Annotated in this window: 20 protein-coding genes and 1 pseudogene; 7 read left to right on the top strand and 14 right to left on the bottom strand. The window is 35.2% G+C overall.

The features are described 5' to 3' along the window. Positions 1–6: 6 nt before the first annotated feature. The 4 genes from FD20_RS10415 to FD20_RS10430 all read right to left on the bottom strand — a co-directional run bounded on the left by FD20_RS10415 (position 7) and on the right by FD20_RS10430 (position 4,976). Positions 7–543 carry a glycerophosphoryl diester phosphodiesterase membrane domain-containing protein gene (locus FD20_RS10415; protein WP_057738380.1) on the bottom strand — a complete coding sequence of 179 codons (537 nt, stop codon included), beginning with the start codon at positions 541–543 and terminating at the stop codon, positions 7–9. A 141-nt stretch (positions 544–684) separates the two neighbouring features. Then, positions 685–2,373: an alpha-glucosidase gene (locus FD20_RS10420; RefSeq protein WP_057738381.1), complete on the bottom strand. Its 1,689-nt coding sequence runs from the start codon at positions 2,371–2,373 to the stop codon at positions 685–687. Positions 2,374–2,733: 360 nt separating this feature from the next. Then, positions 2,734–3,951, bottom strand: a complete 1,218-nt coding sequence (locus FD20_RS10425) for an MFS transporter (protein ID WP_420864744.1) — start codon at positions 3,949–3,951, stop codon at positions 2,734–2,736. A gap of 242 nt (positions 3,952–4,193) precedes the next feature. Continuing rightward, on the bottom strand, positions 4,194–4,976 hold the full coding sequence (locus FD20_RS10430; protein WP_157060911.1) for an SEL1-like repeat protein: 783 nt from the start codon (positions 4,974–4,976) through the stop codon (positions 4,194–4,196). A gap of 167 nt (positions 4,977–5,143) precedes the next feature. Between FD20_RS10430 and FD20_RS10435 the strand changes: the two genes are divergently transcribed. The 5 genes from FD20_RS10435 (at position 5,144) to FD20_RS10455 (ending at position 9,072) form a co-directional block, all read left to right on the top strand. Continuing rightward, complete coding sequence (locus tag FD20_RS10435) at positions 5,144–5,899, top strand: matrixin family metalloprotease (protein ID WP_057738387.1); 756 nt, start codon at positions 5,144–5,146, stop codon at positions 5,897–5,899. Between the two features lie 418 nt (positions 5,900–6,317). Then, positions 6,318–6,563: a biotin/lipoyl-containing protein gene (locus tag FD20_RS10440; protein WP_057738389.1), complete on the top strand. Its 246-nt coding sequence runs from the start codon at positions 6,318–6,320 to the stop codon at positions 6,561–6,563. A 9-nt stretch (positions 6,564–6,572) separates the two neighbouring features. Next, the gene (gene lipA / locus FD20_RS10445; RefSeq protein ID WP_057738391.1) at positions 6,573–7,451 is read left to right on the top strand and encodes a lipoyl synthase; all 879 of its coding nucleotides are present in this window, start codon (positions 6,573–6,575) and stop codon (positions 7,449–7,451) included. Next, positions 7,448–8,437: a lipoate--protein ligase gene (locus tag FD20_RS10450; RefSeq protein ID WP_057738393.1), complete on the top strand. Its 990-nt coding sequence runs from the start codon at positions 7,448–7,450 to the stop codon at positions 8,435–8,437. The genes lipA and FD20_RS10450 overlap by 4 nt, the downstream gene beginning before the upstream one ends. Before the next feature lie 266 nt (positions 8,438–8,703). After that, positions 8,704–9,072: a hypothetical protein gene (locus tag FD20_RS10455; protein ID WP_057738395.1), complete on the top strand. Its 369-nt coding sequence runs from the start codon at positions 8,704–8,706 to the stop codon at positions 9,070–9,072. A 261-nt stretch (positions 9,073–9,333) separates the two neighbouring features. Here the strand turns inward: FD20_RS10455 and FD20_RS10460 are convergent, their stop codons facing one another. From FD20_RS10460 to FD20_RS10495, 8 genes are all read right to left on the bottom strand, one after another. Continuing rightward, positions 9,334–9,537 carry a hypothetical protein gene (locus tag FD20_RS10460; protein WP_057738397.1) on the bottom strand — a complete coding sequence of 68 codons (204 nt, stop codon included), beginning with the start codon at positions 9,535–9,537 and terminating at the stop codon, positions 9,334–9,336. A 143-nt stretch (positions 9,538–9,680) separates the two neighbouring features. Then, a complete protein-coding gene (locus FD20_RS10465) occupies positions 9,681–10,067 on the bottom strand; it encodes a Rid family detoxifying hydrolase (RefSeq protein ID WP_057738399.1) in 387 nt (128 codons plus the stop codon). A 27-nt stretch (positions 10,068–10,094) separates the two neighbouring features. After that, positions 10,095–11,294 carry an MFS transporter gene (locus FD20_RS10470; protein WP_057738401.1) on the bottom strand — a complete coding sequence of 400 codons (1,200 nt, stop codon included), beginning with the start codon at positions 11,292–11,294 and terminating at the stop codon, positions 10,095–10,097. 8 nt (positions 11,295–11,302) lie between these two features. Then, on the bottom strand, positions 11,303–12,475 hold the full coding sequence (locus FD20_RS10475; protein ID WP_057738403.1) for a pyridoxal phosphate-dependent aminotransferase: 1,173 nt from the start codon (positions 12,473–12,475) through the stop codon (positions 11,303–11,305). A 15-nt stretch (positions 12,476–12,490) separates the two neighbouring features. Further along, on the bottom strand, positions 12,491–13,438 hold the full coding sequence (locus FD20_RS10480) for a 2-hydroxyacid dehydrogenase (protein ID WP_057738405.1): 948 nt from the start codon (positions 13,436–13,438) through the stop codon (positions 12,491–12,493). Positions 13,439–13,457: 19 nt separating this feature from the next. Beyond that, the gene (locus FD20_RS10485; RefSeq protein ID WP_057738407.1) at positions 13,458–14,183 is read right to left on the bottom strand and encodes an amino acid ABC transporter ATP-binding protein; all 726 of its coding nucleotides are present in this window, start codon (positions 14,181–14,183) and stop codon (positions 13,458–13,460) included. Continuing rightward, positions 14,176–14,838: an amino acid ABC transporter permease gene (locus tag FD20_RS10490; RefSeq protein WP_057738409.1), complete on the bottom strand. Its 663-nt coding sequence runs from the start codon at positions 14,836–14,838 to the stop codon at positions 14,176–14,178. Before FD20_RS10490 ends, FD20_RS10485 begins: the two co-directional genes overlap by 8 nt. A 15-nt stretch (positions 14,839–14,853) precedes the next feature. Beyond that, positions 14,854–15,666 carry a basic amino acid ABC transporter substrate-binding protein gene (locus FD20_RS10495; RefSeq protein ID WP_057738411.1) on the bottom strand — a complete coding sequence of 271 codons (813 nt, stop codon included), beginning with the start codon at positions 15,664–15,666 and terminating at the stop codon, positions 14,854–14,856. A gap of 328 nt (positions 15,667–15,994) precedes the next feature. Between FD20_RS10495 and FD20_RS10500 the strand changes: the two genes are divergently transcribed. Beyond that, a complete protein-coding gene (locus FD20_RS10500) occupies positions 15,995–17,176 on the top strand; it encodes a trans-sulfuration enzyme family protein (RefSeq protein WP_057738412.1) in 1,182 nt (393 codons plus the stop codon). A gap of 32 nt (positions 17,177–17,208) precedes the next feature. Then, complete coding sequence (locus FD20_RS10505) at positions 17,209–18,054, top strand: MerR family transcriptional regulator (protein ID WP_057738414.1); 846 nt, start codon at positions 17,209–17,211, stop codon at positions 18,052–18,054. Between the two features lie 107 nt (positions 18,055–18,161). Here the strand turns inward: FD20_RS10505 and FD20_RS10510 are convergent, their stop codons facing one another. Next, positions 18,162–18,836, bottom strand: coding sequence for a triose-phosphate isomerase (locus FD20_RS10510; protein ID WP_057738415.1), 675 nt, complete (start codon positions 18,834–18,836; stop codon positions 18,162–18,164). A gap of 220 nt (positions 18,837–19,056) precedes the next feature. Then, positions 19,057–19,473: pseudogene (locus FD20_RS10515) on the bottom strand (hypothetical protein); the annotation flags it as partial.

Here is a 19,473-nt window from a genome sequence, read left to right on the forward strand (position 1 = left end):
ACAGAATTAGAACGAGTGTTTAGAAAAAGATGTGCCATTTATTGACATAGGAGCAAACAGTACAACTAATGAAATAAACAGATGTCGTTCTTTAAAAATATAATCCAAAATAAAAATTGGAACTTTAATTTTGGATAGTAACTCTGACGTGTACCCTGTTCCACTGAACGGTAAGATCAGCAAAAAGTAAAACGTAAAAAAAAGTATTTTCGTTGAAAAAATCGCTGTCGCTTTTTTTAGACTACTTTGTAAGATGAAGTAAGTTGAAAAATACTTCCGTTTAGAATAACTATAACTACAAAGTAAGAGAAAAATGTATTCAAAATATGCCGCATACAATAGTAAAATGACAAATAGAATTCCACCTGCTAATGTCAAATAAGATGTATACGTATGAGAGAAGACATAGCTATATTCATCCGCATCCAAAAGCCAGTTGCCACTCATCACTAAAACTGGCATTACAACAAATAATATCAGCATATTAACCAATAAAATATTGGTCAAGTATGTCTTATTATCTTTTCTATTCCACAAATTCAAACTTGCCACATCCTTTTATACTTTGAAGCTTTAGTCCACAGCATATTCTACTAAAAAAAGAACAGTCTTCAAACTAAAATTTTAATATGTAGTCCCAAAATATAAAAGAAATAAACGATATAACGCTTGATTTAAAATTTTTTATTTTTCTAAAAGCAGCGCTTGATATGCTAATAAAATTAATTTTTCTCCATCTTTTTGCAATGTTTGCTGATTATTCAAAATAATGTCTCCTCCAAAATTCTGCAACATTTGTTTTTCATTACTTAAATTAACCAATACTATTACTTGCCTGTTATTAAGAACACGTCTATAGGCAACAACATTTGTGGGAACATCTTGAATTTCCTCTAATTCACCTTTTACAAAAATATCTTGATATTCTGGTCTTCTTCTTAATTGCCCCAACTTGCGATAGTAATTCAAAACTGAATCACTTTTTTTATCCTCTGTCCTAACATCAATTCCTTCTCTATCATTTCCCATTTTTAACCATGGTTTACTTTTAGAAAAGCCACCAAACTCTTCATCATTCCATTGCATCGGTGTTCGTGCATTATCCCTTGACTTACTGTTCACTATTTCCAAAGCTTTCGCATGCGAATATCCCTCTTGCAATGCCATCTTGTAATTATTAATTGACGAAACATCATTAAAATCATCTATCTTTTCACGTTTAAAATTCTTCATTCCCAGTTCCTGTCCTTGGTAAATAAATGGTGTTCCAGGTAAAAAATAATACATGGTTGCTAAAGCCTTAGCTGCGTTAGGAGTCTGTTCGTAAGTGTTCTTAATCAGTTTTGACAACACACGCGGTTGATCATGATTTTCCAAGACATTTGCTGACCATCCTTGTGCTATTTTTACCGCACGTTGACTGTTAAAGAAGGCATGCTTTAGCTCTGCTATAGTCCAATTTGTTTTACCACGATACCATTCATCAGCGCTCTTGACCTCAATATTCATGTAGCTGAAATCAAAAATCATTGAAAAATATCCATTCGGTCCAATAAATTTTTTCAGATCTTCTGCTGGTACTCCATAAGCTTCGCCAACCGTTAGTGCATTATATTTATCAAAAGTTTCACGTTTTAATTCATTTAAAAACAAGTCCAATCCCGGCCGATTTTGTCCCTTTTTAATGACGGCTGCTAAACCATCAATGCCATCTGCTGGTATACTTGCCCAGTCAAGATCTTTCTTAAGGTGTGTAATTGCATCAATACGAAAACCAGCTATTCCCTTGTCAAGCCACCAATTAATCATCTGATATATTTTTCGTCGTAATTCGGGATTTTCCCAATTCAAATCTGGCTGTTGGGCTGCAAATGTGTGAAAATAATACGTTCCTGGTTCCCCTTGGACTTCAGTCCACGTAGATCCACCAAAAATTGATCGCCAATTATTTGGTTTTTTTTCGTCTCTCGTAGTTTTAAAAATATAATACTCGCGATAAGGACTAGTGGGTGATGACAATGCTCTCTGAAACCACTCATGCTGATCTGAAGTGTGATTTACTACAAGATCCATAATAATTTTGATTTTTCTTTTTTTGGCTTCTTGTAAAAGTTCATCAAAGTCATCCATCGTTCCAAACTGCGGATCGATATCTTGATAGTCTGAGATATCATAGCCCATATCAAACATGGGTGATTTGTAAATTGGCGAAATCCAAATTGTCGATACCCCTAATGATTTAATATAATCAAGATGTTCAATTATTCCTTGTAGGTCACCAATACCATCATTATTGGTATCCTGAAAAGACCTAGGATATACTTGATAGACTATTTCTTTTCCCCACCAGCGTTTATTGTTTAATTTTTCCATATTAAAACCTCCTTAGCTTTATTTAAATCATTTACATCTAAAAGTAATCAATTTTTATTATCAAGCTCAGCCTATCATTAAAAAATTAAACTCTAAGTTCTTCTTCCTTAATATGAAACAACTAGCTTGAGGGCCCAACTACCTGACAACTATCAGTTAGATGGTGAAAAATTTATACTATGGAGCTGGTTGCATCTTTTAACACCTCTTATTATAATCATTCCTTCTTCTTTTGTAAACGTTTACTACAGCGTGCAATCATTAGCAAACAAAAAATTTCTAAATAAAAAAGAAGGACTCATTATCCCTCTCTTTTTAATACCTTATTTAGTTAAAATTAAGTTAGCGCATATGAAAACATTATCTATCCAAATGCGAATTCTTAGTTGTTTCAGCCATTCTATAATAAACAATCAAACTAACCAAAATGGCTGCAGAAACATAGTAAAAGAACCACGATTCGTGCTGGATGTTTTTCAACCAGAGTGCAACATATTCAACTGTTCCACCAAAGACTGCAACAGTCAGACCATAAGGAAATCCAACTCCTAAGGCACGAATCTCAGTTGGAAACAATTCAGCTTTTACAATAGCATTAATTGATGTGTAACCACTAACAATCAGTAAACCTGCCAACATCAAAAGAAAGGCCGCGAATGGATTATCCAGTGCTTTTAAACCTTTAAAAATTGGAACTGTCAACAACGTACCTAAAATACCAAACCAATAAAGTAGCGGTTTGCGTCCAACCTTATCTGAGATATGTCCAAAAACTGGTTGCAAAATCATAAAAATAAATAATGCAGCAAAATTTATCAAAGTTACTAAATGAGTTGGCAGTCCTAATGTATTTACCATATATTTCTGCATGTAGGTCGTATAAGTGTAGAAGGCGATCGTTCCACCAAAAGTTAAACCTATGACTGTCATTACTTGCTTGGGGTACTTCGTTAACAAAGCTAACGTCCCCTTAGCATTAGACTTTTTGGCCGCTTTTTCATACTGAGCAGTTTCATCCATTGATAATCGCAAATACAAAACTATTATTGCTCCTATCGCTCCAAAAACGAATGGAATGCGCCATGCCCAAGCCTTCAATTGTGTATCCGTTAAATAAAATTGCAAAACAATTTGGATTAAAAGAGCCAGCAGTTGTCCACTGATCAAAGTAACATATTGAAATGATGCGTAAAAACCACGTCTATTAGAGCTGGCCATTTCTGACAAATAAGTAGCAGAAATTCCATATTCCCCACCTAAAGAAAGTCCTTGGATCATCCTAATCAATACCAAAATAATAGGTGAAAAAATTCCGATGGTTTGATAAGTTGGGACTAGAGCAATCAACAAAGATCCCGCTGCCATAATACTAACAGAGAGCGTTAAAGCTGAACGGCGTCCGTGCTGATCAGCATACTTTCCCATCACAAAACTGCCAAAGGGCCGCATTAGAAATCCAATGGCAAAAACTGCTGCTGTACTTAAAAGTTCGGCTGTTTGATTTTGGCTAGGAAAAAATGAACCTGCAAAATAAATCGAAAAAGATGCGTATATGTACCAATCAAACCATTCGACCATATTTCCAAGTGATCCTTTTATAATATTGCTAGTTATTCGGTGTTCATTTTGCAACTTATCACCCTCGATACTTACTTTTTTTTAATCCTTAGCTAATCGCTATTTAATTATTCTAAGGCCAAAAACTCTTCTTGTAAAGAGGTCCATATTTTGGTACTGATATATTGTTAAAGTATTTCTAATCATTAACATTCTGTTGCAAGACAAACTTTAGCTAACTGCTAATACATTTCTAGAAATGCTTAAGCCCTTTCATCTTCTGTTTCACGCATTTTATTCCAAATCATTTCTTCCGTAATTGTTAACTCATCTTCTTTGAACATTAATTTTTCAGCTATTTTCTTTAATTGACTACTTTTTTTAACTTTTCCGCTATTTTGGTATAGACAACCTAACTCGGCTAATGCATCAACATCAGCATTTTCTTTAATAGCCGTTTTAAACCAATACTCTGCAAATTCTGTCTGCCCCACCTCATAATAGAGGCAGCCTAAATTATAAGCTGCTTTTTTATTGCCTATTTTATGTCCATACATGAAGCATTTTCCTGCTTCTAAATACTCACATATTTTTTTGTCAAGTAACCCAAAACCAATAAATCCGTCTGTTAAACCCTGCTCAAGCTGAAATCCATAAATTTTCTCTGCCATTTCGTATTCATCACAGTAACGGCAAATATCACCAAAATACTGAAGATACAGATCATAGTTTTCTTCATTTAAAATATATTTTTCTTTTAACTCTTCAATTGTCTTCAAATTATCATTTTTCACATTGTGCAAAAACTTAGTCAAATTCATAAACTCTTTGGTTTCATCCTCCGGTAAGCTGGTCAAATAGGTCTTTTTTGCCTCTTCAAAATAGAACATTTCCAAGACATAGGTGGGAGAAATTTCATCGACTATCTTTTTTAAATTGTTAAAGCCAAGTTGGTTGATTCGTTTCTTTTCCTTAAATCCATATTTAATATTCATTTGTTGCTTAAATTGAGAATTTATTTTTTCAAAAATTTTTTCCTTATCCATTTTTCTCATCCCTTCATAGTAAAAATCACCCTTCAAATAGTAAATACGCATTTTGCAAGTATTTTCCTTTAGCTCAGAAAATTATTAAATCCTTAAGCTATTTTTTAATTTTACACGCTAAAAATCATGTATAATCAAATCACAGCCTAAAATTGAGAGGTGATGATATGAAACCTTTTAGGTTTGTGAAATTGCTGTTTCTAGGTGCATTGCTCGCTTATTGTTTTCAAAATCCTCCAAATATTGAATATGGCAAAAAATGGATAAGCAATAAAATCGAACAAGTTTCCTCACTACTAGAAACACCACAGCAAGTACCGCTCCAAGAATCTTCCTCATCCGAAAGTAGTTCCAGTTCTACTGATGACAGTTCAAGCAACTCGACAAGTTCAGTAAATGGACAAGATGATTCTCAAGGTTCTTCTTCCTCTACATCCTCGAGCACCACTTCTGATTCAACAAGTACAACCGGAGCTGTTTGGCCTAAAAATACAGCCAGCGTCTACTTGGATATTCCCGCAAATGTATCTTCCGATTATCGTTATGTTTGGGAGCAAGCACTTAATAATTGGAACAAATTTAAAATTTTCAAGTTGGTAACAACTAACAATAAGGAACAAGCTGACATCATTTTGACTACTGAAAATGAGAGCAACACAGCACAAGCCGGTGTAACGGAAACAAGATTACTGATTAATCCGTTAACAAACAAAAAAGTCATGACGCACGCAGTTGCAAAGCTTAATCTGTATTACCTCAATTATTATTCGACTGCACGCAAAATCAATACCGCCGAACATGAATTGGGGCATGCGATGGGATTGGATCATGTTACTGATCATGTCTCAGTTATGCAGCCTCAGGGTTCTGACTATAGTATTCAACAATCTGATGTTGACCGACTGAAAGAACTATACAAGTAAACTTAAAAAGTATTCCATATTAATACTTATACTAAGAAAACAATGTTTCAATATTTTGAGGGGATATTTCAAATTGGAAAACTTTAGGCAACGGCAGTAGACTATGAGTCTTGTTTGTTGCTGGCCATGTCATCAGTAAACTCAGATTAAGTTAAAAGAATCTGAGTTTGCCACACGTTAATTTGTATAATACAAAGTTAAAACAAGGGAGCCGAGTCAAATATACTTTTTGACTCAGCTTCCTTTTTGGCAAGCTGTAATATTCTAATTTTCTTTCAATTCAATTTTTTAAATTCAAAAAAATTTGTTTTAATTTAAGCATTATACCCTAACCACAATTTTGAAAGCGCTATTTACTGAATCGGAACTTAGTGCTATATTTAAGAAAATGAAGACTTTGTGAAGGGAGATTTTAATTATGATAAAAGAAATTCATATGCCAAAATTGAGTTCTAAATCAGATCAATATTTTTTTGGAGAGTGGAATAAAGATATCGGTGATAAGATTAGCAGCGGTGAAGTTTTGTTTGAAGTTGAAACAGACAAAGTCGTTAGTCAAGTTGAAAGTCAAGAAACTGGAATTTTAAAAGAACAAAAAGTTGAATCAGGTCAAACAGTCACAGTTGGCGACCTTGTTGCATTAATTGAAGTTTCAGAAAGTTGAGGTGACAGCATGAAACAAGAAAATATAGAAACACCGAAACCGGCATGGTTAAAAGTTACCTACGACCAAAAAAAAGTTGATCGCATGAATAAACTTCTCTCCGGCTTAAAGTTAAATACTGTTTGTGCCGAAGCAAACTGCCCTAACTTAGGTGAATGTTTCGGTAACGGAACTGCTTCCTTTATGATACTTGGGCCTAATTGCACCCGTGCCTGTCGTTTCTGCGATGTTCCGCATGGTCATCCTAAGCCAGTGGATCTTTCCGAACCATTGCGTGTTGCCCAAGCCACCAAAAAGCTGGGCCTAACTCACGTTGTAGTAACCAGTGTAGATCGAGACGATTTACCTGATCTCGGAGCGGATCAATTTGTACGCACAATTCATGCATTGCGTGAAATTACACCCAAAACAACAATTGAAGTTTTAACTCCCGATTTCCAAGGTCAAACAGACTGTTTAGATAAAATAATTGCAGCCAAGCCAGATGTCTTCAATCACAACATGGAAACAGTCCGTTCAATCACACCCAAAGTTCGTCATCGGGCAACGTACTCTACATCCTTGAGTGTTCTAAAATATGTCAAAGAACATGCTACTCCAAAAACATTTGTCAAGACAGGTATTATGTTAGGTTTAGGTGAAACAGATAAAGAAGTCTATACTTTGATGGACGATCTACGTGCAGTTAATGTTGATTTTTTAACTATTGGGCAATACGTCCAACCATCTGAGAAACATTACAAATTACACGAATGGGTTCCGATCGAACGTTATCAAAAATATTACCATGAAGCTAAAGCACGTGGCTTTAAATTTATTGCCAGTTCACCTTTAGTTCGCAGTTCTTACAAAGCCAAAGAAGAATTGATGGCAGTTTACGGAAAATGATTACAATACCTGTAGCATCACTTGACGCGTGTCATAATTTCGCATTGGAGTATTACTTGGTGACTGAAAAAAAATTTACTGATTCTATTTTCATGCTTTGGTCAACTACTCCAACGGTTATGCTGGGGAAGTATCAAGAAGTCGATACTGAAGTGAACTTGAAATATGCTAAACAGCATAATATCAATGTCATACGGCGCCTTTCAGGAGGCGGGACAATTTATACTGACGAGGGAAGTTGCCAGTTTACCCTTATTCGTCCAATCAATAAAAAAATCATTGATTTTTCGAATGGCATGCAGTTGATAACGAGTGCGCTTCATCAAATAGGCTTTTTCGTTACACCTGATAGTCGAAATGATCTTATTGATACTAATAAATTCAAAGTTTCTGGCAATGCACAATATCTAACAAACGATCGCTGCTTACACCATGGAAGTCTCTTATTTGAACCTAATCAAACGGTTATGAGTAATGTTTTACATGCTGATTCCGTTAAACTGAAAGCGAAGGGTATTTTATCTGTACATCAGAGAACTGGCAATTTGAAACAGCAGCATCCATCTTGGTCCCCTGCCAAATTTAAACATCATCTGAATGCTGCTATTTTTAATAGTGCATCGCAAATAATTTACCACCTAAATCAGAAAGACGAAGAACGAATTGATAAGATCGCAAAAGAAAAATTTCATAACAGCATTGTTTATACCCCCGCTGCACAATCGAATTATTTAAAAAAGCAATATTTCAATGGAGCAGGTTTAGTTCAACTTAGATTTACACTAAAAAAAAACAAATTAACTGATGTCCACATTAGCGGCGACTTCTTCAGTGACATTGATCCGCAGAAATTTGCTAATGTTTTAGAGGGAATATCTTTTGATCCTGCAACTGTTTACCAAGTAATAAATCGAATCTTGTTACAGTTCCCGATTGTCGGTATTACAGCTAATGAACTAGTTGCTCTAATGTTCGATGGAAAATAAATTATGTTTTTTCAAAAGAAAGTCTAAAAAAATAAAAAACCAGTCCACCATTATTTCAGTTAGAAGGTCTTTTAGTTTAACTTCTAACTTTTTTTGTAGCGATCAACAAATTATCTGGTTTAATTTTTTAGAATAGGCATAATGTCCTTTACTTATCAATTCTGCTCAATCAAATGCAAAATAACATTTATTTTATTTTTAATTTATGGTAACATCTGAAATTGAAAAAGTTACATATCTTTATTTAATACAAGTGAGGTAAATTAATGAATTTTAACTGGAAATACGGCTTGATTAACAACATTCCATTCTTGTTCTTGCTAATTGCTCTTTATCTGCAACACTCTTTTACACAGATAATTGAGATTCCGCACTATCTACTCTTCCTCATCAGCTTGGTAGTTGGACTCTATTTGCTTTATTATTTCTCTTGGGAACGCCCTTTTATCCGCAAACATCCAGAGTATAAGTCAAGCAATCGTAAAATTTCACGTTTAGGTTGGACTATTACAGCCATTGGACTCGGTTTAATGTTAGTGTTGATCGGTTTTTCAGACCCGAATAGCTATCCATTTATTTGGTCGGTTTTAACATTGACCCTTTTCGTCAGAGATTCACTATCACTTCAAATATAAGCAATAACTGTTTGAATATACTAGCAAGCTATTTCCATATACATGCTTCAATATCATAAAAAATCATTCGATCGCGCAAATTTTAAATTTTGCAGCGATTTTTTTGTTAATATTTTTATTAATTAATAAAATTCATAGTGATTTGCCTTAGATAAACAGAATTGTTCGGTTTGCCTTATTTTTTTAGGAATGCCTGAAAAAAATGTGCTATAATAATGCTAGAAATTATTATCGATGACATTTATTCAAAATAATACTATTTCATACACTACTTTTAACAATGAAAGGACTGGTTAAAATTTCAACAAGAGTAAAAGGAACTATCTCTTTAAGTGCCTTGACCATAGCATTAATCGGGCTATTTGTTTTTCCAGAAGCAGTTCTTGCTAAGACATTTTTCATCCTTGCTTTAGCAATTTGTGTTTTAATCACACCCGGAACCATCTTCCAAAAATCTGCAGGCAAACGTGCTGCCTTGCGAAAAGTTAGATACCAAAAAAAATAGTTGCTTTTGTTTTCCAGTTAACAAAAACAAAAGAAGAGAGGATGATCAAAGGCTGGGGTATACCCCCAGATCCCCAAATGCATCCTCTCTTCTTTTGTTGTATTTACTGTTTCTGACATACTACTTGAATCTCGACTTTTGCTCCACCCGGTAAAGCAGCAACACCGACAGCTGATCGTGCTGGATAATGATTGGTATCTTTAAAAAATATGTTATAAACTTCATTGATTTTTGAAAAATCATTAACATCTGTCATAAAAATAGTAGCTTTGACAACATCCTGAATGTCAAAATCCGCTGCATTTATAACCGCTTTTAAATTTCTTAACGCTTGTTTTGCTTGCAGCGCTGCATCTGAGTTTTGCATCTTATTCGTGGCAGGCTCAATTCCAATCTGTCCTGAACAATATAATGCATTTCCTATCTTTATTGCTTGAGAGTAGGCACCAAGGGTATCTGGTGCCATACTCGTTTGAATTTTTTCAACCATTTATACTTCGCCTCCTTCTTTTTATGTCTAGCTAAATGTTTTTCTACTTTTTTTGCTGATTTGCATAATCAATAACATCGCACTTAGAGCAATCAACAATGCATTTAGCAAAAAAACGCTTTTTATTTTGCAAACTGCTGAAACACTTGTTCCAATCAAAGTACCTAGCATGCTACCTAAAGCATTTGCCGATTGATTATAACTTAATCCTCTTCCAATAAACCTTCGTTCTATATTCTGGGTTATACTAAGTTGTATCTCTGGAAGGGTGCTTGCATCTGCAATTCCAAGCATAAAACGTAATAAGAATAAAAAAATCAAACTTGCAGTAATACTTTGCAAAAGATTGACTGCTATAGTTAAAAAGATACCCATAAAAAGAATGCGTATAACTCCCCATTTATCAGCCGCTTTACCTATAGAAACTGCAAATAAAATATTCGAAACTCCTGGCAAAGCTGCGGCTAGCCCACTAAGAATTAGCAAATGACTTGTGGAACCGATTATTTGTCTTATGAAAAAGGTTAGTATCGGTACTATGGATGCATTTCCCGCTTGAATTACTGTCGTCAGCAGTAACATTATCAACAAGTACTTAATATTGGGAACATACTTCCAGAAACTGACTGTGTTTTCTTTATCTTTTTTTTGTATCTTTTCATTATTCTCTGTTACAAAAAACAAACTAAGCAAAAAAACCACAAATAGTAAAAAACCTGTTATAAAAAAGGTGCATCTAATTGAAAAAAAATCTGCAAAAACTCCACCGACAATCGGGCCGATTAAGTTTCCCGACACATACCCAGTTGTAAGCAAATTCATTATTTTACCCAATTTTTTCTTTGGCGCCTGCAAGATAATAAGTGCTTGTGCATTCGGCGTATAACCATCAGAAAGCCCTTGAAGACATCTTAACAAAATCAATTGCCAAACATTCGTAGCAAATCCCATTAGAGTAATCGTAATCGTCATCCCTAATGAACAGCGCAGCAACATAGCTCGTCTTCCATATCGATCAGCTATTTTCCCCCAAAAAGGAGAAACCAAGATTACGACAACATATGAAGCTGAGTAAACTATCCCACTAAGAAACAAAGCTTTTTTTTCAGACATATCATTCATTGACTTTACATATATTGTCAAAAAAGGCATGATTTCACTAAAACCAACACCAGCCAAGAAGGTTCCTATCCAGAGTACAATTACATTTTTCTTCCACTTTTCCATAGGCTTTTTTATTCGTTAACAATCTTAAGACTCTTGAGAGCTGATTCCAAACGAGACATCGCCTCTTTTAGTGTTGCCAAATCTGCAGCATATGATATTCTAATATATCCCTCAGCATATTCAGAAAAAGCTGTTCCCGGAACTACAGCTAATTTATACGTTTTTAAAAGCCAAATCGAGAAATCCCATGAAGACATTTTAAAAGAATGAATATCAGCAAAGATATAAAATGCACCTTCAGGATTTACAAATGGAACGTTCAGTTTATCCAAGTAATCAGTAATGAATTTTTTACGTTTGGCAAAGATTGGGACGAGCTTAGCTGGATTATCGCTATCTTCAGTCATAGCAGCAATTGCTGCCGCCTGTGAAATACTAGATGCTCCACCGACATTAGTTTGATGAACCTTAAACATCTCTTGACTTATCGATTCTGGTGCTAATACGTATCCTATGCGCCAACCCGTCATACTATGTGATTTTGAAAGCCCATTTAAAACAACCGTACGCTCTTTCATACCCGGTAATGTAACAATGGATGGTGATTGCTTGATGCTCCCATAAACCAACAAATCATAAACATCATCCGTAATCACATATAAATCATTTTTCTTGATAACTTCCGCCAACCCTGCTAATTCATCGACTGATAAAATAGTACCAGTTGGATTATTAGGATAATTCAGAATAACAGCTTTGGTTTTCGAAGTAATAGCACTTTTCAATAATTCAGGTGTTAATTTAAAATCAGTTTTTGAGGTATCAATAAAAATTGGTTTTGCTCCTGCAATTTTGGTCGATGTAATATAAGCTGGATAGGCTGGCGAAGCCATTATAATTTCATCACCAGCGTTGCATAAAGTTCTTAGTGTCAAATCAATGCCTTCACTAACTCCAACTGTCACAGTTATCTCATTTTTATAATCATATGCCATCCCATAATGCTTGCTTACAAAAGTAGAAATTACTTTTCTCAGTTCTAATGTTCCAGCATTTGAAGTATATTTTGTAAAATTTTTTTTAATAGCATTGATCCCTGCTAATTTTGTTTTCTCTGGCGTAGGTAAATCGATCTCCCCCACTGTTAATTGAATGACATCACTTGTATCATCAACAAAATCAGAGATATGCCTGATTCCTGATTGTTGCGCCTCTTCCACGTACTTATTAATATTTTTCATACCGATGCCTCCATTTTAATTAAAGTGATTTACTGGATGCAGCAAAGTGGCAGTCTCTATAAAATTGACTATCTCTTTAGCTACCATCAATCCAGTTTTTTCAATAGTGTCTGTCGTTTGTGCTCCGATATGCGGTGTAATTATGACGTTAGGTAGTTTCAATAATGGATGGTCCATACCTATCGGTTCATTTTGCAAAGTATCTAAAGCAGCACCACCAAGTTCACCATTTTTTAAAAATTTGAATAAATCCTGTTCATTGATCAGACCGCCTCTAGATGTGTTAATCAATAATGTTTCCTTGTGCATTTGTTTAAGTGCAGTTTCATCTATCAAGTTTGTTGTTGCTTTGACCAGTGGAATATGCAAAGAAATAATGTCCGCATTGCAAATCAAGGTATCAAATGGTACTTGGCATCCGTACTTAATTTTTTTAGGGGATCGATTTGCAACTAAAATATCAGTCCCGAAAATTTCCAATAGATTTTCAACTTTTTTTGCTATATGACCATAACCAATAAGTCCAACCGTTTTACCTCTTAATTCACTGCCAGTTAGATGCCTGTCGTATAACTGTTTTACCCCTTTATGAGATTCATCGTTTGCAGAGATGATTTTATGACTCAGAGCCAGCATCAATCCGACAGTCAGCTCTGCAACAGAATCAGCGTTAACCCCTTCTGTATTCGTTACGTGAATTTTTCTTTTTGTCAATTCATCTAACGGTAAATTATCGATCCCGACTCCACACCTTGCAATCAAACGTAAATTAGGAAGACATTTCAACAACTCTGTAGGGAATGGAACATCAGGAAAAATAAGAATACTGATTTTTTCACCGATCGATTTAAATGTTTCCATATCTAAATGTCCAGTTCCAAGAACAACTTCTATGTCGTTGTCATTCAAATAATCAAGACAAACTCTTGGCAATGCTCCGATTGAATATACAAGTTCATTCATATAAAGACCTCAACTTTATTTAAACTAGGACTTTTGCCAAAAAGTCCTGTGTTCTTTGATGGACTGGATGATCAAAAAGCTCATCTGGTGTATTCTCTTCAACAATGTGTCCTCCGTCCATAAATAGAACACGATCGCTGACTTGACGCGCAAATCCCATTTCATGAGTAACGATAATCATTGTCATACCCTCGTTAGCTAACTTTTTCATTACCTGCAAAACTTCACCTACCATTTCAGGATCTAATGCAGATGTTGGTTCATCAAACAACATTAATTGAGGATGCATTGCAAGTGACCTTGCAATCGCCACCCTTTGCTTTTGCCCTCCTGAGAGAGAATGTGGATATGCATCTGCTTTTTCTTTCAGACCAACGAGATCCAGTAAATATTTTGCGTCCTTGCCAGCTTCTTTTTTATCAATTTTTTTTACAAGAATTGGAGCCAAGGTTACATTTTGCAATACAGTCAGATTCGGGAAAAGATTGAAATGTTGAAAAACCATTCCAAGTTTTCCTTTCAATTCACACAATTTATGATCTTCTTCTGTCATTTTAGTATCATTAAAGAAAATATCTCCGCTTGTCGCATTTTCTAACTTAGCTACACATCTAAGCAGTGTTGATTTTCCTGAACCAGATGGACCTATAATTACAACGACATCATTTTTTTCGACCTTAAAATTGATGTCTTTTAAAACTTCAGAATTACCAAATTTTTTTTGTAAATGCTCTATTCTAATCATTAACAGATAACCTTCTTTCTACACTGTGCAAAATAGAACTGATTGATAAAGTTAAAATCAGATAAATCAGCCCAGATGTCAAATACGGTTCCCATACTCGATAATACTGAGCATTCATAGCTTGCGCCCAATACGTTACCTCAGGCGCAGATATTACAGATGCCAACGATGAATCTTTGATTAAACTAATAAATTCATTTCCTAGTGGAGGAAGAATTATTTTTACAGCTTGCGGTAAAATAATATGCAGCATTGTCTGGTTAGGTGTAAGACCTAAAGTTGCGGCAGCTTCTCCTTGTCCCTCAGAAACAGCTTGAATCCCTGACCGAAAAATCTCAGCTATATATGCGCTTGAGTTCAAAGACAAAGCTAATATTCCGGCAACTATACTGTTTGATTTTCCAAGAATCAGCGGCACTACTCCAAAATTGATTACAAGAATCTGAACCAAAAGTGGTGTTCCTCTAAACAACCCCACATACCCTTTAAAAGGTGCAGCTAATAGTTTGTTGGGAAGCATTTTACCCAATGCTATCAAAAGCCCAAGTACTGTCCCTAGAACAATACTAGCGATTGAAAATCCAATTGTATAAATAATTCCTTTGAAAAAGTAAGGCAAGTAATCGATAACCAATTGAAAGTTAAAAGATGTCATTTAATTACCTCCCTATTATTTAAATTTAGACAATTCTTTTGTATTTGGAGTTACCCCAAACCATTTCTTGTAGATTTTTTGATATGTTCCATCAGCAATCAATTTTTTCAAAGCTTTGTCGTAAGCCTTCTTATAAGAAGTTCCTTTTGGAAACATCAATCCAAAATATTCCGGTGTGAAGGCTTTATCATCCTTAACAATTTTTAGCTTATTTTCTTTATTATTTTCAATAAACTTTTCATTATTTGTGTTGTCTCCTATCGCTGCATCAGCTTGCCCATGCATCACCATTTGAAAAGTAACTCCGCTTTGTGTTGCCAAAATCTTAGAGTTGTCCTTGCCAAACAGCTTTTTTGCTGCTTCTTGTCCAGTAGAACCGGTTTGGACAGCAATTTTAGAATTTTTTAAATCACTTGCGCTTTTTACAGTGCTATTCTGCGGAACGACTATACTTTGACGTGAAACAAAATATGGATTTGAAAAAGCAAACGTTTTACCTCTATCTGATGTAATAGTTATTCCTGAAATGCCAACATCAGCTTTTCCTTGCTGCAATTGGGTAAACATTGATTCCCAGCTCGCATTCTTAATCGTATATTTGTACCCAGCTTCTTTAGACAACTCCTTGATCAAATCAACATCGAAACCGACTAATTTACCATTTTTCAAATATTCGAAGGGGTTCCAATTAGCATATGTCAGAACCCGAATTGTCTTATTTGAAGCTTTGCTGCTGTCCGCACCCTTCATTTTTGAAAATCCAAAAACAACAGCAATAAAGAGAATAATTATGCAAGTCACTATCCCGTAGATTTTACCTTTTTTCATATCAATGTCCTCCAATCTATTTATCCACTATTGTTAACTATGTAGCTAGTATAGAGTCAAAGCGATCTACTATCTCCTTGTTTTATTGACATGCAGCGTTTCCATTATTTTGTTTATTAGTTCAAATATATCTTTAGGTTTTTAAAAACAACAATCCTGTTTTTTTCGCCCAAAGATAATTATTATGCATTATAATGGAATCTATTATTATTTTTAGTGCATAAAGCCCAGAATATTAAGCCCAAAAGGAGGTAAATAGTATTTTTTGACTCTATCCCCGCTTTAGAGAATACAATAACCATAATTCTAAAATATAGGAGGAATTATGATGAAGAAAGAAAACACACGTGAAACAGATATTCTATATAAGGGTACTAGGGTTAAAAAAATTGCTCGCACACCTGAAACTCTTCCATTGTATTTAACAACAGCCTTTAACGTTGATGACCTAACTGATTTAAAAAATCGTTATAAGGAACAAGGTTATACCTATATACGGACGCGTAATCCAAACAGAAACGCCTTGTCAGAGCTGGTTACTTATCTGGAGAAAGGTCAGAATTCAATAGTATGTTCCTCTGGAATGGCCGCAATTTCGACTACCTTATTGACAACTTGTCATTCTGGGGACCATATAATTGCAGATCATACACTTTATGGGGAATCAATTGACTTATTAGAAAAGCTTAAAACTTACGATGTTAGTGTAACCTTCGTGAACATTACCGATTTGGATGAAGTTGAAAAAGCTTTTACAAAACACACGGTTGCCGTTTATACTGAAACAATATCTAATCCGATGATTAATACTATAGACATAAAAAAAATTGCTGCTCTAACTCATGAACATCAGGGTCAGTTGATAATTGATAATACTTTTGCAACTTCTTATCTCTTATCTCCCTTAGCTCAAGGAGCAGACATTGTGGTAAATAGTTTAACTAAGTTTGCAAATGGACACAGCGATGTCTGTCTTGGTTCAGTCACTGGTTCTAACGAATTTATCAAAAAAGCATATGATCTTCAGGTCCTGCTGGGAACAACCGCAGCTCCATTCGATGCTTGGCTTTGCGAACGTGGAATGCGAACTATGGATCTTCGTGTCAAAAAGCAATCAGACAACGCCCTTGAGTTAGCCAAATTTTTAGAAAACAGCAAGTTTGTAAAGAAAGTTCATTACATCGGTTTGGTTAACCATTCTCAGCATCAATTAGCAAAAAAGCAGTTTTCTAATGGCTATGGCGGAATGCTTAGTTTTGAACTTCCAGAAAATGAACCTCTGCTTGATAAATTTCTCAATAAACTCACTTTTGTACACTATGCAATGACATTGGGTGGGTACCGAACAACTGTCTCACATCCAGCAACATCTTCACACTATGACATGCCAAGAGATGAACGCTTAAAGTTAGGAATTACAGATGGTTTATTACGAGTATCGGTAGGAATTGAAAACGTAAATGATTTAATTGAGGACTTTAAAAATGCTTTAACTGTATATGATGTGTAACTTGATTTACTAGATTATCAGTGGGTGGTATATTGAATGAATTATTCACGATTGGACAAACTTCGAAAATATTTGATGTCTCCGTTCAGACTTTACGCTATTACAGCAAAGTTGGTATTTTAATGCCGCACTTCGTCAATCCGCAAAATGGATATCGTTACTATTCATATGAACAATTTCATATTATTGATAGAATCAAATACCTGCGTCGCCTTGGCTTATCCATCGATGAAATACGTACTATTTATTCAACCCCGCAAACAACAGATGAGCTAAAAAAAGATTTGGATGCGCAAAGTAAAAGACTCAACTCTGAAATAAATCGGCTACAAAAATTGGTCCGTGAGGTTAATAGATATAAAAATTACTTTTCATTTCAAGGCAATAATGATATCGGATATGTCCCTTATTCGCTGCATAAAAATGAACGTCGCCTGCTTTGTGTTTCTTGTAAAAATAAAACTCGTGAACAGTACCATATCGATCTTTTAAAACTCAGACATAGTGCTTCTTACAAGGGACTAGAGGTTTTTAGACAATTTGTTCTTATATTGGATATAAACGACCTTAAAAAAAATATCATTACTCCACTAAAAATAGGTTTTTTCATAACAGATGAATGTTCTTTAAAATCATCACCAAATATTTTGCAGTTACCCGCCAATGATTTTATTTGCTTCCAGGGCAAAATATTGACTGATGATTGGTGTTCCGATTTTGCAATAAAGATTGCTGAAAAGTTAGGTATTTGTGGGGCTGCTATTGCTTGTGAATATGAAAATAGCTTACTTGAATATAAAAAATGTGTTTACGAAGTAGAGATTCCAGTTGATCTTTGGGGAAGTGAGATGCAATCTGCGGGTTTAAATAAGCTCTGACGCTGCTAATGAATAGTCTGATTACTGGCAATACGGTAAATCATTATAGTACAAAATAAAACAAGAGACCGGGTCAATTCGACCCAGCCTCTTGTTTTTATTTTAACTCACTTAAACTTTGACATTGCAGACATCATTTCTTCTAACTTTTCTTCCCAGCTTGAAGCTTTCACAATACCACTGGCTCCACCGGTGCCATCTGCACCCCATGTCAGCATTTTTGAAACATCACCCGCATCGTCGACGCCCGCGGCTGCAATAACTGCAATCTTCGGGTCAACAGAATGAACCGCTTCGATTGCTCGCTTAACGTAACTCTCATCACTCGTACTACCAGAACCAACAAGATCAGCCGGCTCACAGATCATTATGTCCGGATGCATTTCTGCAACTGCACGGCACTGTTCAAAACTATCAGCACATGCAATACTTAACATTCCGAGCTTCCGAGCACGTTTTATACTTCCATCCAGATCTGAGACTGTTAAAGGGTCTTCGGAGTGGTTCAGCACAACCGCATCTACCCCGTAATAACTCAGCGCTTCAGGTAACACACTGCCTAATTTTCCTGGTCCAACAGCATCCATATGCTGCGCTGTAATAATCAAATTATCAGTGTTCTCCTTAAGCGCGGGAATGTCAATCTGCTGGCTAGTAAAAAGACAATCAAGATCGTATTTGTTTGCTATCTTCTCTGTTAACTTGGCTAATTTGACCACATCACTTCCATAGACGTACGTTTTAGGATTTACCATAAAAAGCGGTCTCTTAAAATTCCTCATCAAGTCACTCCTCAAAATTTTGCTTGTCTGTTACAAAGTAAAAAGCACTTCTACACTTCTTATTGTATAGACTTTTCTATGCAAAGCAAGCGATCACAATCAGAGTACATTTGCAGCTTGAAAAGCAAAAACATTTTCAGTGATATGAAAGAATAAGTAACTATTTTGTCAAAAAGTACCGCAAGTACCGGAAAGAGAGTTGGTTTAGCCACATTCAATATCACTGAATGTTTTTTACTAGTTCACCACTGTCAGCAGCATAATATTTTTTGATGTCTTCATTATTAACGACGAATTGTCCCTTAATTTGATAACCATTTTCATCAAAATAAAGCTGTTGTCCATTAATCGTTTGAGCACCAATCATAGCAATGCCATTATTATCTAAATATATCCACCTACCATCAGCTATCTGGACAAAGCAATTTCGGACCATTTCACCACTGTCAACAGCATAATAACGCAAGTTGCCGTTTTGATCTCTAACTGCCTGTCCCTTAACTTGATAACCATTCTGATCAAAGTAAAGTTTCTGCCCATTAATCGTTTGGGTCCCCGTCACGGCAATACCATTAGCACTCAAATACACCCATGTATTCGAATCCACTCTCTCAAAACGATTAGTTATCATTTCACC

It is taken from the genome of Liquorilactobacillus uvarum DSM 19971 (assembly GCF_001434935.1).
GTDB lineage: Bacteria > Bacillota > Bacilli > Lactobacillales > Lactobacillaceae > Liquorilactobacillus > Liquorilactobacillus uvarum.

Excerpts from the sequence above, each read along its gene's own strand:
- FD20_RS10420 (WP_057738381.1), bottom strand. The coding sequence starts at position 2,373 with ATGGAAAAATTAAACAATAAACGCTGGTGGGGAAAAGAAATAGTCTAT.
- FD20_RS10425 (WP_420864744.1), bottom strand. The coding sequence starts at position 3,951 with ATGGTCGAATGGTTTGATTGGTACATATACGCATCTTTTTCGATTTAT.
- FD20_RS10430 (WP_157060911.1), bottom strand. The coding sequence starts at position 4,976 with ATGGATAAGGAAAAAATTTTTGAAAAAATAAATTCTCAATTTAAGCAA.
- FD20_RS10435 (WP_057738387.1), top strand. The coding sequence starts at position 5,144 with ATGAAACCTTTTAGGTTTGTGAAATTGCTGTTTCTAGGTGCATTGCTC.
- FD20_RS10440 (WP_057738389.1), top strand. The coding sequence starts at position 6,318 with ATGATAAAAGAAATTCATATGCCAAAATTGAGTTCTAAATCAGATCAA.
- lipA (WP_057738391.1), top strand. The coding sequence starts at position 6,573 with ATGAAACAAGAAAATATAGAAACACCGAAACCGGCATGGTTAAAAGTT.
- FD20_RS10450 (WP_057738393.1), top strand. The coding sequence starts at position 7,448 with ATGATTACAATACCTGTAGCATCACTTGACGCGTGTCATAATTTCGCA.
- FD20_RS10455 (WP_057738395.1), top strand. The coding sequence starts at position 8,704 with ATGAATTTTAACTGGAAATACGGCTTGATTAACAACATTCCATTCTTG.
- FD20_RS10465 (WP_057738399.1), bottom strand. The coding sequence starts at position 10,067 with ATGGTTGAAAAAATTCAAACGAGTATGGCACCAGATACCCTTGGTGCC.
- FD20_RS10470 (WP_057738401.1), bottom strand. The coding sequence starts at position 11,294 with ATGGAAAAGTGGAAGAAAAATGTAATTGTACTCTGGATAGGAACCTTC.
- FD20_RS10475 (WP_057738403.1), bottom strand. The coding sequence starts at position 12,475 with ATGAAAAATATTAATAAGTACGTGGAAGAGGCGCAACAATCAGGAATC.
- FD20_RS10480 (WP_057738405.1), bottom strand. The coding sequence starts at position 13,438 with ATGAATGAACTTGTATATTCAATCGGAGCATTGCCAAGAGTTTGTCTT.
- FD20_RS10485 (WP_057738407.1), bottom strand. The coding sequence starts at position 14,183 with ATGATTAGAATAGAGCATTTACAAAAAAAATTTGGTAATTCTGAAGTT.
- FD20_RS10490 (WP_057738409.1), bottom strand. The coding sequence starts at position 14,838 with ATGACATCTTTTAACTTTCAATTGGTTATCGATTACTTGCCTTACTTT.
- FD20_RS10495 (WP_057738411.1), bottom strand. The coding sequence starts at position 15,666 with ATGAAAAAAGGTAAAATCTACGGGATAGTGACTTGCATAATTATTCTC.
- FD20_RS10500 (WP_057738412.1), top strand. The coding sequence starts at position 15,995 with ATGAAGAAAGAAAACACACGTGAAACAGATATTCTATATAAGGGTACT.
- FD20_RS10510 (WP_057738415.1), bottom strand. The coding sequence starts at position 18,836 with ATGAGGAATTTTAAGAGACCGCTTTTTATGGTAAATCCTAAAACGTAC.